The sequence below is a fragment of the Mesorhizobium sp. M1365 genome (assembly GCF_040317865.1).
In the GTDB taxonomy this organism is placed as follows: Bacteria; Pseudomonadota; Alphaproteobacteria; order Rhizobiales; family Rhizobiaceae; genus Mesorhizobium.
Map to the genome: position 1 here is coordinate 120,474 of NZ_JAMYLG010000005.1, position 15,032 is coordinate 135,505.

Annotated in this window: 15 protein-coding genes; 13 read left to right on the forward strand and 2 right to left on the reverse strand. The window is 64.0% G+C overall.

Translation table 11 applies throughout. The annotated features are described in order from the left end of the window. Positions 1-136: 136 nt before the first annotated feature. The 8 genes from NKH04_RS08330 to NKH04_RS08365 are packed head-to-tail and all read left to right on the forward strand — an operon-like array spanning position 137 to position 7,670. Positions 137-688 (forward strand): MaoC family dehydratase, encoded by a 552-nt coding sequence (locus tag NKH04_RS08330; RefSeq protein WP_352768395.1) that lies wholly within the window; start codon positions 137-139, stop codon positions 686-688. 3 nt (positions 689-691) lie between these two features. Next, positions 692-1,852, forward strand: coding sequence for a CaiB/BaiF CoA transferase family protein (locus tag NKH04_RS08335; RefSeq protein ID WP_353044224.1), 1,161 nt, complete (start codon positions 692-694; stop codon positions 1,850-1,852). 20 nt (positions 1,853-1,872) lie between these two features. Continuing rightward, entirely contained in the window at positions 1,873-3,015 is a 1,143-nt protein-coding gene (locus NKH04_RS08340; RefSeq protein ID WP_353044251.1) for an extracellular solute-binding protein, read from the forward strand. Between the two features lie 20 nt (positions 3,016-3,035). Continuing rightward, complete coding sequence (locus NKH04_RS08345) at positions 3,036-4,223, forward strand: ABC transporter substrate-binding protein (RefSeq protein ID WP_353044225.1); 1,188 nt, start codon at positions 3,036-3,038, stop codon at positions 4,221-4,223. Between the two features lie 55 nt (positions 4,224-4,278). After that, on the forward strand, positions 4,279-5,016 hold the full coding sequence (locus NKH04_RS08350) for an ATP-binding cassette domain-containing protein (protein ID WP_353044226.1): 738 nt from the start codon (positions 4,279-4,281) through the stop codon (positions 5,014-5,016). Then, positions 5,009-5,752, forward strand: a complete 744-nt coding sequence (locus tag NKH04_RS08355; RefSeq protein ID WP_352796163.1) for an ATP-binding cassette domain-containing protein — start codon at positions 5,009-5,011, stop codon at positions 5,750-5,752. The genes NKH04_RS08350 and NKH04_RS08355 overlap by 8 nt, the downstream gene beginning before the upstream one ends. Further along, a complete protein-coding gene (locus NKH04_RS08360) occupies positions 5,749-6,699 on the forward strand; it encodes an ABC transporter permease (RefSeq protein WP_353044227.1) in 951 nt (316 codons plus the stop codon). The genes NKH04_RS08355 and NKH04_RS08360 overlap by 4 nt, the downstream gene beginning before the upstream one ends. Before the next feature lie 5 nt (positions 6,700-6,704). Then, a complete protein-coding gene (locus NKH04_RS08365) occupies positions 6,705-7,670 on the forward strand; it encodes an ABC transporter permease (RefSeq protein ID WP_353044228.1) in 966 nt (321 codons plus the stop codon). Positions 7,671-7,738: 68 nt separating this feature from the next. Here NKH04_RS08365 and NKH04_RS08370 read toward each other — a convergent pair whose 3' ends face one another. Both NKH04_RS08370 and NKH04_RS08375 read right to left on the reverse strand, forming a co-directional pair. Beyond that, on the reverse strand, positions 7,739-8,575 hold the full coding sequence (locus NKH04_RS08370) for an amidohydrolase family protein (RefSeq protein WP_353044229.1): 837 nt from the start codon (positions 8,573-8,575) through the stop codon (positions 7,739-7,741). Between the two features lie 67 nt (positions 8,576-8,642). Then, the gene (locus NKH04_RS08375) at positions 8,643-9,431 is read right to left on the reverse strand and encodes an IclR family transcriptional regulator (RefSeq protein WP_353044230.1); all 789 of its coding nucleotides are present in this window, start codon (positions 9,429-9,431) and stop codon (positions 8,643-8,645) included. Between the two features lie 156 nt (positions 9,432-9,587). Between NKH04_RS08375 and NKH04_RS08380 the strand changes: the two genes are divergently transcribed. The 5 genes from NKH04_RS08380 (at position 9,588) to NKH04_RS08400 (ending at position 15,031) form a co-directional block, all read left to right on the forward strand. Next, a complete protein-coding gene (locus NKH04_RS08380; protein ID WP_352768372.1) occupies positions 9,588-10,907 on the forward strand; it encodes an ABC transporter substrate-binding protein in 1,320 nt (439 codons plus the stop codon). Between the two features lie 142 nt (positions 10,908-11,049). Continuing rightward, complete coding sequence (locus NKH04_RS08385) at positions 11,050-11,946, forward strand: carbohydrate ABC transporter permease (protein WP_352680372.1); 897 nt, start codon at positions 11,050-11,052, stop codon at positions 11,944-11,946. A 2-nt stretch (positions 11,947-11,948) separates the two neighbouring features. Beyond that, positions 11,949-12,815 carry a carbohydrate ABC transporter permease gene (locus tag NKH04_RS08390; protein ID WP_352451567.1) on the forward strand — a complete coding sequence of 289 codons (867 nt, stop codon included), beginning with the start codon at positions 11,949-11,951 and terminating at the stop codon, positions 12,813-12,815. A 1-nt stretch (position 12,816) separates the two neighbouring features. Beyond that, positions 12,817-13,914 carry an ABC transporter ATP-binding protein gene (locus tag NKH04_RS08395; protein WP_353044231.1) on the forward strand — a complete coding sequence of 366 codons (1,098 nt, stop codon included), beginning with the start codon at positions 12,817-12,819 and terminating at the stop codon, positions 13,912-13,914. 4 nt (positions 13,915-13,918) lie between these two features. Next, positions 13,919-15,031 (forward strand): mandelate racemase/muconate lactonizing enzyme family protein, encoded by a 1,113-nt coding sequence (locus NKH04_RS08400; protein ID WP_352451565.1) that lies wholly within the window; start codon positions 13,919-13,921, stop codon positions 15,029-15,031. Position 15,032: the final 1 nt, after the last annotated feature.

Consider the following 15,032-nt stretch of genomic DNA (forward strand, 5'->3'; position numbering starts at 1 on the left):
CCTGTTCACGCTTGCAACACAACCCCATATGTGAAAATACTATTCACAAAAGAAGATTGACGGGAGGATCGATCATGCATTTCGCTGGTCTGCGGCGCGCCCTAATGGACGATTCCCGCTCCCAGAGGAAGTTGTCATGAGCGGTTTCGCGCCAACCGTGGGCGTGGCATCGACACACCCCGCCAACATGCCTAGGGATCACGCCGACCTTCCCGTCTGGAACGCGGAGAACTGGTTCTACGAAGACTGGCCGGTCGGCCAGAAGATCCGCTCGCTGCGCCGGACCATTGCCGAGGGCGACAGCCATCTCTTCAACACGCTGGTGCTCGACATCCATCCATACGTGCAGGACCAGATGTTCGCCGAGACGCAAGGCATTTTCGGCAAGCGGCTGGTGGCAGGGGCCTTCGTGTTCTCGGCCGGGCTCGGTCTCGTCGCCACCAATTGCGTCAACGCCTTTTCGTATGGCTACGACAAATTGCGCTTCATCAAGCCGGTGTTCATAGGCGACACGATCTATTCAATCCGCTCCAACCTCGACAAGAAGCCAAAATACAAGGAAATGGGGCTGATCCGCGCCAGCTATGAAGTCTTCAAGGGTGAAGGCGAGCTCGTGCTTTATTGCGAGCACCTGCAGACGGTGAAGTACCGCAATCCGGCCGATTTCGCCGGTAAGACGGAGAAATAGGCAATGGCTGCCATTGCCGAACTGCCGCTGACCGGGCTCATCGTTGTCGATATGAGCCAGTTCTTGTCCGGGCCTTACTGCTCGCTGCGACTGCTCGACCTCGGCGCTCGGGTCATCAAGATCGAACGGCCTGACGGCGGCGACCTGTCGCGCCGGCTCTATCTCAGCGACACCGAGATCGGCGGCGATTCCACCATTTTCCATGCCATCAACCGCGCCAAGGAAAGCCTTGCCATCGACTTGAAGGACGAGGCCGACCTTGCGGCGCTGCGCGGCCTGCTGGCCAGGGCCGACGTGTTGATCCAGAATTTCAGGCCCGGCGTCATCGAACGCCTGGGCTTCGATTACGAGGCGGTGCGCAAGATCAATCCGCGCCTGGTCTATGCCTCGATCAGCGGCTATGGCGAGGAAGGCCCGTGGGTCAAGCGGCCGGGGCAGGATCTGCTGGCGCAGGCCCGCTCCGGCGTGATGTGGCTGAACGGCGACGAGGACCAGGGGCCGGTGCCCTTCGGCCTGGCGATCGCCGACATGCTGGCGGGTTCCGCCGCCGCGCAAGGCATCCTCGCCGCACTGGTGCGGCGCGGCGTGACCGGCAAGGGCAGCCATGTCGAGACCAGCCTGCTCGAAGCGCTGGTCGACTTCCAGTTCGAGGTGCTGACCACGCACCTCAATGACGGGCGCAGGCTGCCGCGGCGGTCGAGCTTCCGCAGCGCGCACGCCTATCTCTCGGCGCCCTACGGCGTCTATCCGGCCAAGGACGGCTATCTGGCGATCGCCATGACGCCGATCTCGAAACTCGCCGATCTCCTCGGGCTCGAGGAGCTTGCGCCCTATCGCGACCAGCCGTCGACCTGGTTCACCGCCCGCGACGAGATCAAGGCGATCATCGCGCAAAAGATCGCAACGAAGACGGTCGACGAGTGGCTTGCCATTCTCGAGCCTGCCGACATCTGGTGCGCCAAGGTTTTGACCTGGCCGGAAATGATGGCCAGCGAAGGCTTCCAGGTCCTCGACATGCTGCAGACGGTGACGCGCGAGGATAACGTTTCGATCCTCACCACGCGCTCGCCGCTCAGGGTAGACGGCATCCGCGCGAAGGTCGAGCGGGCCGCGCCACGCATCGGCGAGCACAGCGCAAAAATCCGCGCGGAGTTCGGGCTGTGAGCGACGTCACGCTCAAAGGCATGACCTGGAGCCATCCGCGCGGCTATGACCCGATGGTCGCCTGTTCGAGACTGTGGAAGCAACAAACTGGCATCGCCGTTGAATGGGACAAGCGCTCGCTGCAGGATTTTGAATCCTTCCCGGTCGAGGAACTGGCCCGTGCCTACGACCTGATCGTCGTCGACCATCCGCATGTCGGCCAGATCACCGCCGAGAATTGCCTGGCGCCGCTCGATGTCGCCGGCCGGCAAGCCGAACGTGCAGCACTTGCGGCGAGCAGTGTCGGCCCGTCCTTTCCGAGCTACAACTGGCAAGGCCGGCAGTGGGCGTTTCCGATCGACGCGGCCAGCCAGGTGCAGGCATGGCGGCCCGACATGCTTTCGGCTGCGCCGGCGAGCTGGGCCGATGCCCTCGATCTGGCGCGGCAAGGCCACGTGCTGTTGCCGCTGAGGCCGCCGCATTCGCTGATGGTGTTCTACACGCTTGCCGGCAATCTCGGCCGGCCCGCCGGTGAAGGCACTGGCGACCACGTGGATCCGGCAGCGGGCAAGCAGGTCTTCGAGATGATGCGCGAGATCGCAGCCCTCGTCGACCCGGCCTGTCTTGGCATGGATCCGATCGCGGTTCTGGAGCAAATGGCCGGATCCGGCTCGCGGATCGCCTGCGCGCCGCTGATCTATGGCTATGTCTCCTATGCCATCGCCGGGTTTCGACCCACCCGCCTGGCTTTCGCGGATATCCCGGCCGCTGGCAATGCCGGCCCCAACGGCTCGGCGCTCGGCGGGACCGGCATCGCCGTGTCGGCCTTCTCGAAGGCCGGACAGGAAGCAATCGACTTCGCCTACTGGATCGCCAGCGGTGACGTGCAGCGCGGCCCCTACGCCTCGGCCGGCGGCCAGCCCGGCCATGCGGCAGCCTGGGCGGATGCCGCCGTCAACGCCGCCGCCGGCAATTTCTACAAGGACACGCGGGCTACGCTCGAAGGTGCCTGGGTGAGGCCGCGGCACGACGGCTACATGGCGTTCCAGCAGGCGGCGTCCGATCGCATCAATCTGGGCCTGAGCGAAAGGCACAATGCCGCTCGCGTCGTTGCCGATCTCAATCGCCTGTTTCGGGAGAGCCTTTCGACGCAGGTGTCCGGCGTTGCCGGCGGAGGAGCCTGAACAACCGAACGGAGGAGAACATGAACAGCCTGATCCGCGGCCTTATGGCCGCAACCGCACTTGCATCGGTCACGACCATAGCCTGCGCTGAAGACGTTTCGGGCGTGATTGCTGGATTGCCGACCGAACTGAAGGCACAATATGACGGCGCGCCGCAAAAGGTGCTGCCGTCGGCCTGGGATAATTTCACGCCGCCGTCAAAGCCTTGGAAATGGTGCCACTCCGAGTCCTACCAGGGCAATCCGTGGCGCGTCACCGTGACCAAGGAGTTGAAGCGGCTGGTCGACGGGCTGATCGCCGACGGCACCGTGGCGAGCTTGGAGGTGTCGGATTCCAACAACGACGCCAGTCAGCAGATCAACCAGATCCGCGCCTTCATCGACAAGAAATGCTCGATCATCACCTCGATCCCCGGCTCGGCGACGGCGCTGGACGATGCCATCGATGCCGCAGCCAAAGCCGGCATCCCCTTCATCACGGCAGCTGGGTCGGTGACCAGCCCGAATGCGATCAACGTCGATTCCAACTATGCGCGCTGGGGCTACGACATGATGACCGCGATCGGCAAAGCAATGCCGGACGGCGGCAGCGTGCTTCTGGTCGAAGGCATTGCCGGTCACCCGATCGTCGTGCAGGAGCGCCAGGGTGGCGACAAGGCGCTGGCCGAAAATTCAAAGCTCAAGGTCTCGCGCAGCGTCAACGGCAATTGGACGGCCAACGTCACCAAGACGGCGGTGCTGCAGGCGATCGCCACCAATCCGGCGCCGATCGATGCGGTGTGGACGACGGGCAGCGAAAGCCGCGTCGTCGCCGAGGCCTTTGCCGAGGCCGGCCGCCCTGCCCCGCTGATCACCGGCTCGATCACCGGCGATGCGCTCGGCTACTGGAAGGCCAATCCCGACAAATACCGCTTCGAAGGCCATGCGGTTCTGCCGCACTGGACGGCCGAGACGCTGTTTCGTGTCGGCGTGCGCATGCTCGACGGACAGAAGCCGAAGCTCAACACGCTGCTGATCCCGATTCCGCCGGTGCACAATGCCGACCTCGGCGCCTGGTACAAGGATTGCATGACGCCGGACGCCGTCTCGATCTTCCCGGTCCCGCCGAAGGATCCGATGCCGGAGGAATGGCTCGATGCCTACTTCGCCAATCCGGCACCGACCAAGGGGTGGGATTATTCGAAGGTGCCGGACGCCTGCGCCAAGTAGGATACGAAGGCCGGCTCCGCACGGGCGGTGCCGGCTTTCTCCATCAGGATTGCTCATGCTGGAAGTCCAGGCCATCTCGAAACGCTACGGCGAAACGATTGCGCTGACCAATGCCTCAATCGCATTCCGCGCCGGCACGATCCACACCATCCTGGGCGAGAATGGTTCGGGCAAGAGCACGCTGGTCAAGCTGCTGTCGGGGATAGTCCAGCCGGACAGCGGCGCGATCCTGCTCGACGGAGCGCCCTTTACCGGCCTCTCGCCGGCGGCGTTCCAGGGCGTCGGGTTCGCCACCGTGTTCCAGGAAGTGCTGATCGCGCCTGACCGTTCGGTGACGGACAACATCCTGCTCGGCCTCGACGGCTTGCTGGCGCGCACCGTGCCGCGTACCGAGCGGCGGCAACACGCGCAAGCGGTGCTGAAGCGCTTCGCTGTGACCGAGATCCCGCTCGACCAGTTGGCCGGGCAATTGCCGCTTGCGGTTCAGCAATTGGTAGTGCTCGCCCGCGCCGTGGTGCGCAACCCGCGCATTCTCATTCTTGACGAGGTTACGGCGGCGCTCGACTTTGCCGATCGCGAGGCGGTCTTCGCCATGATGCGCAAGCTTGCCTCGGAAGGCTGCCTGATCCTGTTCATCACCCATCGCATGGACGAGGTGATGGCGCTTTCGGACCGGATTTCCGTGCTGCGCGGCGGCAGCGTGGTGACGACTGAGGAACGCGGCACGTCCTCCGCGTCCGAACTTCTCAGAGCGATGGCGCCACGCACGGCGGCGGAGCTGGCGCATGGCTGATCGCGCCAGCCTTTCGGTGCGCGGCCTGGTGATCGCGCCGGGGGCAAGCCCCATGACGCAAACCATCGCGCCTGGCGAGATCGTCGGCCTTGCCGGCCTCGATGGCCACGGACAGGAGCGGTTCCTGAAAGTGCTGGCCGGCCTGGAACGCCCGGCCGGCGGCGAGGTGACCGTCGAGGCGCCAACCGGAGCGCGCGCGATCACCAATTTCCGCAAGGCGGTCGCCGGCGGCATCGCCTATTTGCCGCGCGACCGGCGCACCACCGGCATTTTTCCGACCCAATCGGTGCTCGACAATTTTGCCGTCTCGACGCTGTCGCGCGATATGCGTTTCGGCCTGCTCAGCTTCGCCGCGCGGCGGCAGCGCTATGAACGCTACCGGGACAGACTGTCGATCATCGCGCCACGGCCGGACGCCCCGATCACCACGCTTTCCGGCGGCAATCAGCAGAAGGTGCTGCTGGCCCGCGCATTGGCGCTGGAACCGGCGATCCTGCTCCTCAACGATCCGACGCGCGGTGTCGACGTGGCGACGCGCCATGTCCTCTACGATGTGTTTCGTCGACTGGCGGCGGACGGCATGGCTCTGGTCATCCTGTCGAGCGAGATCGAGGAGATCCTCCTGCTTTGCCATCGCGTGCTGGTGTTCCGCGAACAGCAGGTGGCGGCTGAAATCACCGGAGACGAGATGAAAAGCGATACGGTGATCGCCGCCATGTTCGGGCGCGCGGCATGAGCGGGTTGCGGCGCATGGCGGCGCGATGGCGCGGCGCCGGCTTTGCGGCAGTGCTGTTGGTGATCCTGATCGCGGTCAATCTGCTGCTCAATCCGGCGCGCTTCCATCCTGCCGCCTGGGGCGCGCTGATCGGGCTCGCCGCGCCGCTGATCGGCGCAGCGCTCGCCTCGGCTCCAGTGATCCTCGCCGGGCGCGGCGGCATCGACATTTCCGTCGGGCCATTGATGGGCTTCGTCAATGCGATGGTGATCCAGCTGCTGTTCATCAGGCTTGGCATATCTTCGCCGCTGGTCATCGTGCCGGCGGCGCTTCTGATCGGCGCGATCGTCGGCGCTGCCAACGGCTTTCTGGCGACCATCGTCCGCATCCAGCCAATCGTTGCGACGCTCGGCACCTATCTGATCCTCACCGGCATGACGCTGACCGTCCTGCCGGCGCCGATCGGGCCGGCGCCGGGCTGGCTGAAGGCAATGGCCGGACCCTGGTCGGCACTGCCGCTGGCGCTGATCTTGCTGTTCTGGTGGCTGGTGCGACAGACGCCTTATTACGACCAGCTGATGGCGGTGGGCAGCGACGATCGCGCCGCCTACACGGCCGGCGTTCCAGTCACCAAAGTACGTTTCATAGCCTATGTCATGACCGGCATACTTGCCGCCTGTGCCGGCCTCATGCTGACCGCCCTGATCGGTTCGGCCGACCCTAATATCGGGCCGACCTACACGCTGATCGCGATTGCCGCGGTGGCGCTCGGCGGCGTCAGCCTTGCCGGCGGGCGCGGCGGGCTCGCCGGCGCCGCCATCGGCGCTGTCGACATCTTCCTGCTGCAGAGCGTGCTGACCGCCTTCAACGTCTCCACCTATGTGCTGCAGATCGCCTATGGCACGATCCTGGTTGTGGCCGTCATCATGACGGCGCTGCAGGAGCGGCTCTCGGGACGGAAAGGCTGAGAAGCATGAGCCGGAACTGGTTCCAGTCCACCAATGCCCGCGTCGCCGGTGCCTTTGCCGTCGCTGTCGCCTTGCATCTCCTTGGCACCTTGCTCATCCCGGGCTACTCCCAGCCGTTCGCTATCCGGGCGCTGCTGGTGATCGCCTCGCTCCTGGCGGTGGCATCGATCGGCCAGACCCTCGTCGTAATCCTGGGCGGTATCGATCTGTCGATCCCCTTCATCATCGGCTTTGCCAATGTCGTTGCCGCACAGCTCTACGGCGGCGGCTGGAATTTTGCCCTTGTCTGCGCAGTCGTCGTCGCGCTCGCCATACTGATCGGGGCGCTGAACGGCCTGATCTCGCGCGGGCTCGACATCCACCCGCTGATCGTCACGCTCGGCACTGGCATGATCGTGCAAGGCGCCGTCCTGTTGTGGACCGGCGGCTTTCCGTCCGGATCGGCGCCGCAAGCGGTTTCCGCCTTCGTTTCGATCGGCGGTTCGGTCGGACCGCTGCCGGTGCCGGGGCTGGTGCCATGCGTACTGGTGTTGACCTTGCTGGTGGCGCTGGTGCTGGCGCGCACGCCATACGGCCGCCGTCTCTACGCCCTAGGCAGCAATCCAGGTGCTGCGCCGCTGGCGCTGATCGATCCAGTCCGCATGTGGACCGTGACCTATGCCGCGAGCGCCTTCTTCGCCGCCGCAGCCGGCGTGCTGCTGCTCGGCTTCACCGGCTCTGCCTATGGCGATGTCGGCCAGCCCTATCTGTTCCAGACGATCGCGGCCGTGGTGGTCGGCGGCGCCGCCCTTGTCGGCGGCCGCGGCAGCTATTTCGGCACCGTTGCCGGCGTGCTGGTGCTGACGGAGATCAACACGCTGCTGATCGGCCTCGGCTTCCGGCCCTCGACGGTGCAGGCGGCACTTGGCCTGGTCATCGCGCTCCTGGTTTCGCTCTACGGTCGCGAGCGGCACGTGTCGGCGACGATCTGAGGCCACCTATTCGTTTTAGCCGCATTTGTGCGACGCCATGTGATTCCATCACTTGGCTGCAAAATGCTCTACAAACGCCACAGCCGCTTGGCGTTGCCGGACAGCAGTTGCTGCCTTTCATCGGCGCTGGTGCCGGCAAGCAGCGCGTGCGTTGCCGCCACCCAGGTCGCAAGCCCGCCGCCAAGCGTGCAGACCGGCCAGTCGCTGCCCCACACAACGCGGTCCCAGCCGAAGCATTCGATGGTGTGCTCGACATAGGAACGCAGCGTTTCGACAGTCCAGGATCCGGCATCCGCATAGGCGACCACACCGGAAATTTTGCCGACGACGTTCGGGCGCCGCGCGATCTCCGCCATGTGCTCGCGCCAGGGGTGCTCGGCACCACCCTTGATGTCGGGCACGCCACAATGGTCGAGCACGAACTGCACATCTGGCGCGAGGTCGGCGAGTGCGATCGCCTTGGGGATCTGGTGCGGCAGAACGACGAGGTCGAAGGTCAGGCCGCTGCCGGCTAGCCGCTTGATGTTTTCACGAAACAGCGCGCCCTCCGAAAGCTCGTCCGGCATGACGTGCAGCACGCGGCGAAAGCCCTTGACGAAAGGATCGGCGCGCTGGCGCTCGAGATAGGCGGCAAAGCCGGGCTCTTCCGGACGGCAGGAGGCAATTGCCCCCCGCAGCAAGCTGGCCTTCTCCCGCGACAGCGCTTTGACACGGCCGGTTTCGGCCTCGATGTCGGCAGGATCGACATCGACCTCCATATGCAATGCGCCCTCGATGCCGGCGCGGCGGGCCTGGAGTGCATATTCGTCGTAGGAGAAATCGCGGTTGAGCGCCGGCACATCGGCCAGCCAGGGATAGCGCAGCGCGGACTGGTCGATCAGGTGCAGATGGGTGTCGAAGATCATGATGGCGCGCTCCTCCTTGGCGACTTCGAGATCATCTCACGGAGAAATTCTTCATTCAAATAAGAATTCATCGCGATTGCTTGACGGTCGATCCCGCCAGTTGCGACAGCTTTTCGGTCGCTGCCAGCAGCAGCTCAATCGTCCTCGTAATGTCGGGCGCCTTGGGTGCGTTGACCAGGGTTATGTAGGGGATCGACAGCGCGGCGATCGCCCTGCCGTCCGAACCAAGAACCGGTGTCGACAGGTTGAAGACACCAGCGGTCTGCATCGACGCCATCATCTCGTAGCCGCGTTCCCTGATCTGGTCGAGGCGGGCGAAGAATTCCGGCGACTGCGGCGGCTTGTCGGTACTGCGCAGATGTTCTGAGATCATCATCTGCCGCTCTTCCGGCGGGCGGAACGCCAGCAATACATGGCCGGACCCGGTGTCGAACAGGCTGATATGCGAGCCGACGCGGATGGAGATGCCCCAGTAATCAGGCGCCTCCTGCTGTGCGATCACCACCGCGGAACCGCGGTCGAAGACGACCAGCTGATTTGCCTGCTGTGTGGTTTCGGCCAGTTCGCGCATCAGCGGCGTCGCGTAGGAAGCCAGCCGGCGCACCGGCGCGTGCAGCTGCGCCAGGCCAAACAGCTTGAGCGTCAGCGAGTAACGGTCGCCATCCGGCCGCGTGACGTAGCCGCGCCGCACCAGCCGATCCAGCATGCGATAGAACTCGTTCGGGCTGCGGTCGAGTTTCTTGGCGATTTCCGCCTGCGTCAGGCCGCCGTCGACGCCGGCCAGCAGCTCGAGAATGTCGAGCCCCTTGTCCAGCGCCGGGGCTCGATAGCGGTCGTCTTCCTCGTCCTCTGCCATTGGGCTTCTCCAGTGAATTTCATATTTCATATACGCATAACGGTTGCTTCCGGAAGAACTTTCGGCTTGACGATCTTATAAATATTTTGTTTGTATATGAATGAAGCTGCCGATCAGCCCTCGCTATGGATCGACGCAGACTCTTGGGAGGATACAATGACGAAACTGTTTTGCGGCCTGTCGGCCGGCGTAACGCTGCTCGCACTTGGTGCGAGTGCTGCCCTTGCTGCCGACCTGCCCGGTAAATTCGACGGCGTCACCATCGACGCCAAGCTGATCGGCGGCCAGCAATATGAAGGGCTGTACGCGCGCATCGGCGAATGGGAAAAACTGACCGGCGCCAAGGTCAACGTGATCTCGAAGAAAAACCACTTCGAGCTCGACAAGGAGATCAAGTCGGACATCGCCTCCGGCAGCATCAACTGGTGCGTCGGGTCGAACCACTCGTCCTTCGCGCCGCAATATCCTGATATCTACACCGATCTCAACAAGCTGCTGCCGAAGGAGGAGATCGACGCCTTCGTGCCGTCGACGATCAAGGCCTCCACGCTCGAGGGCAAGCTGGTCATGCTGCCTCGCGCGCAGTTCGACGTCTCGGCGCTCTATTACCAGAAGAGCCTCTACCAGGACGAAGCCAAGAAGGCCGCCTACAAGGCCAAGTACGGCAAGGATCTGACACCGCCCGACACCTGGGACGAGGTCGCCCAGCAGGCGGAATTCTTCGCCAGCCCGCCCGATTTCTACGGCACCCAGTTCGCCGGCAAGGAAGAGGCGATCAACGGCCGCTTTTACGAGATGCTCATCGCCGACGGCGGCGAATACCTCGACAAGGACGGCAAGCCGGCCTTCAACTCGGAAGCCGGCGTGCACGCGCTCGACTGGTTCGTCAATCTCTACAAGGCCAAGGCGGTGCCGGCCGGCACCACCAACTATCTGTGGGACGATCTCGGCCAGGGCTTTGCCTCGGGCACCGTCGCCATCAACCTCGACTGGCCGGGCTGGGCAGGCTTCTTCAACGATCCGAAGTCGTCGAAGGTCGCCGGCAATGTCGGCGTGAAGGTGGCGCCGAAGGGATCGGCCGGCATTCGCACCGGCTGGTCGGGGCACCACGGATTTTCGGTCACGGAAAACTGCGCCAGCAAGGAAGCCGCGGCGTCGCTGGTCTGGTTCCTGACCAATGAGGACAGCCAGAAGCTCGAGGCGGCAAGCGGCCCACTGCCGACCCGCACGGCGGTGTGGGACTGGGACATCCAGCAGGCGGCCAGCGATCCTTACAAGAAGGAAGTGCTGGCGGCTTTCCAGGAAGAGGCAAAGCACGCTTTTGCCGTGCCGCAGACACCTGAATGGATCGAAATCTCCAACGCCGTCTATCCCGAATTGCAGGCCGCCATCCTTGGCGACAAGACCTCCAAGCAGGCGCTGGACGACGCTGCCGCCAAGGCCACGCAAATCCTCGAGGACGCCGGCAAGCTTTGACCATTCTCCCAAGGGGGCGCCGCGCTCATCGAAGAGCGGCGCCCCCGAACTTTTTACGACCCATGCGCAACACGCTTTGTCTTGATCCCGGCGCGCCGATGGCGGCCTTCGGTGTCCGGGCACCAACCAGAACCGGATCGCCATGAAAGGCTGGAGACCTTCGCCGCCATTGCTGCTCCTGCTGCCGGCGGTGATCGTTCTGGCGGCGGTGGTGGTGGTGCCGCTGCTGCTTTCGCTCTATTCCAGCTTCACGCCGTTCCGGCTGACCAGGCCGGAGACGTTCTGGGTCTTCATCGGCGCGCGCAACTACGTCACCATCCTGACCAGCCGCGCTTTCTGGGTCGCTTTTGCCCGCACCGTGGTGCTGCTGACGGTGGCGCTCAACCTGGAAATGCTGATCGGGCTCGGGCTGGCCCTGCTGGTGGAGAAAGCGTCGCGCGGCCAGCGGATCCTGCGCACCATCATGATGTTTCCGATGATGTTTTCGCCGATCCTCGTCGGCTTCCAGTTCAAATTCATGTTCAACGACAATATCGGCCTGGTGAACAACGCCCTGCAGGGGCTCGGCCTGACTGACCGCGCCATCCCGTGGCTGATCGACGGCAATCTCGCCTTCATCGCCATCCTGATCGCCGAGATCTGGTCGTCGACCTCGGTGTTCGCGATCCTGATCCTGGCCGGGCTGCTGGCGATGCCGCGCGAACCGGTCGAGGCGGCCCGCGTCGACGGCTGCACGCCGTGGCAGACATTCCGCTATGTCACCTGGCCGTTCATCATGCCGTTTGCCTTTATCGCCATGACCATCCGCTCACTCGACGTCGCGCGCGCCTATGACATCGTCAAGATCATGACCGACGGCGGCCCCGCCGGCCGCACTGAACTGGTCTGGACGCTGGTCGCCCGCACCGCCTATGGCGATGCCAGGATGGGAATGGCCAATGCCATGGCCTATTTCTCGATCCTGCTATCGATACTGTTCACCGTCTATTTCTACCGAAAGCTCGCCGCGGCGCGCACGCAGATCGCGGCGGAGTGGTGAGGATGGACCAGAACAGCCTGCATCGCGTCGGCAACAAAGCGCTCGGCATCGTTCACGGCATCGGACTGTTCCTGGCCATGCTGGTCATCTGCCTGCCCGGCATCTGGATCGTGCTGTCGTCGCTGCGGCCGACCGTCGAAATCATGGCCAAGCCGCCGGTGTGGATCCCGCAGCAACTCTCGCTCGACGCCTACATCGCCATGTTCAGCGGCGTCGGCCAGGGCGGCATTCCGGTGCTCGACTACTTCCGCAATTCGCTGATCATCTCGGTGACCTCGACGGTGATCGCCATCGTCATTGGCATGGCCGGCGGCTATGCCTTTGCGCGCTACCGCTTTCGCGCCAAGTCGGCGATGTTCCTCGGCCTGATGCTGACGCGCACGGTGCCCGGCATCGCGCTGTCGCTGCCGCTGTTCTTCGTCTTTGCGCGGCTCGGCATCATCGACACGCATTTCGGGCTGATCCTGGTCTATGTCGCGCTCAACGTCCCGTTCACCGTCTGGCTGATCGACGGCTTTTTCCGCCAGGTACCGAAAGACCTCGCCGAAGCCGCGCAGATCGACGGCTGCACGCGCTGGCAGGCCTTCTGGCAGGTCGAGTTTCCGTTGGCCGGGCCTGGCATCGCCTCGGCCGGCATCTTTGCCTTCCTCACCTCCTGGAACGAGTTTGCGCTCGCCTCGCAGCTGACACGCTCGATCAACTCCAAGACCCTGCCGGTCGGCCTGCTCGACTATACGGCCGAATTCACCATCGACTGGCGCGGCATGTGCGCGCTGGCCGTAGTCATGGTCATACCGGCGCTCACGCTTACCTTCATCGTCCAGAAACATCTCGTCGGTGGCCTCACTTCCGGCGCGGTGAAAGGCTGACATGGCAACAGTATCGCTCAAGAAACTCACCAAGAGCTATGGTCCGGTGGCGGTGGTGCACGGCATCGACCTCGAGGTCGCCGACCGCGAGTTCATCGCGCTGGTCGGGCCGTCCGGCTGCGGCAAATCGACAACCCTGCGCATGATCGCCGGCCTCGAGGCGATCAGCGATGGCGTCATTGAGATCGGCGGCCGCATGGTCAACGACCTGCCGCCGCGCTCGCGCAACATCTCGATGGTGTTCCAGTCCTACGCGCTCTACCCGCATATGACGGTGCGCGAAAACCTCGGCTTCTCGCTCAAGATAGCGGGCGCCGCGAAGGAAGAAATGGACCGTCGCGTCGCCGAAGCGTCCGGCATTCTCGGCCTCGGCCAATTGCTCGACCGCCGGCCGTCGCAGCTGTCGGGCGGACAGCGCCAGCGCGTCGCCATGGGCCGCGCCATCGTGCGCGATCCCGACGTCTTCCTGTTCGACGAGCCGCTTTCCAATCTCGACGCAAAGCTTCGGACGCAGATGCGCACCGAGATCAAGAAGCTGCACGCCAAGGTCAAGTCGACAGTGATCTACGTCACCCATGACCAGGTCGAAGCGATGACATTGGCGGACCGCATCGTCATCATGCGTGACGGTTTCATCGAGCAGGTCGGCACACCCGACGAGGTCTTCCGCCGGCCGCAGACACGCTTCGTCGCGGGCTTCATCGGCTCGCCGCCGATGAATCTGCATGAGGCGGTTGTCGACGACGGACAGCTGCTGTTCGCCAGCGGCGAGAGGCTGCCTTTGCCCAGCCAGTTCAAGGCCAATATCGAGGCCGGCGACAAAGTCGTGTTCGGCCTCAGGCCCGACGACATCTATCCGACCGGGCATGGCATCAGCTCCGGCGAAGACGTCGACGTCCACCAGGTGGAGTTGCCGGTGACCGTCACCGAGCCGCTCGGCAACGAGACGCTGGTGTTCGCCGAATTCAACGGCAGCGACTGGGTATCGCGGATGCTCAATCCAAAGCCGCTGAAAGCCGGCGACCGGGTCAAGATGAGCCTGGACCTGTCGCAGGCCCATCTGTTTTCTGCTGAAACGGGCAAGACATTGCGAGGTTAAAACCATGGCAAAGATCGAGAAAATCGAACTGCGGATGGTCGACCTGGTGCCGAAGGTCAAGCGCACCGATGCCATCCAGAGTTTTGTCAGCCAGGAAACACCGATCGTCACCATCACCGACGCCGACGGCGCGGTCGGCACCGGCTACAGCTATACGATCGGCACGGGCGGCTCCTCGGTGATGCGGCTGCTGGCCGACCACCTTGCGCCGCGGCTGATCGGCCGCGACGCCGACATGATCGAGGCGATCTGGCACGAGCTGGAGTTCGCCACCCATGCCACGACGATCGGCGCGATCACGGCAATCGCGCTCGCGGCCATCGACACTGCCCTTTGGGACCTGCGGGCCAGGAAACAGAGGCTGCCGCTGTGGCAGCTGGCCGGCGGCGCCAAGGACCGCTGCCCGCTCTACACGACCGAAGGCGGCTGGCTGCATATCGAAACCGAGGCGCTGGTCGCGGATGCGCTGGCCGCCAAGGGCAAGGGGTTTCGCGGCTCGAAGGTCAAGATCGGCAAGCCGCACGGCTCCGAGGATCTTGCCCGGCTGACGGCGGTGCGCCGGGCGGTTGGAGATTCCTACGAAATCATGACCGACTGCAACCAGGGCTTTTCGGTCGACGAGGCGATCCGCCGGGCCGAACGCCTGCGTGAACTCGACCTCGCCTGGATCGAGGAACCGCTGCCGGCCGACGACATAGACGGCCATGTCCGCCTGTCGAATGCGACGTCGACGCCGATCGCCGTCGGCGAGTCGCTCTACTCGATCCGGCATTTCCGCGAATATATGCAGAAGGGCGCGTGCTCGATCGTCCAGGTCGATGTCGGCCGCATCGGCGGCATCACGCCGTGGCTGAAGGTGGCGCATGCAGCCGAGGCGTTCGACATACCGGTCTGCCCGCATTTCCTGATGGAATTGCATGTCAGCCTGACATGCGCCGTTCAGAACGGCAGATATGTCGAGTATATTCCCCAGCTCGACGAGCTGACCGGCAAGAAAATGCGTATCGAGGACGGGCACGCATTGGCACCGGACGAACCCGGCATCGGCATCGACTGGGACTGGGATGCGATCAAGGCGAAGAGCATCGCGGAATTCACCATGGCGATAGAAAAATAGG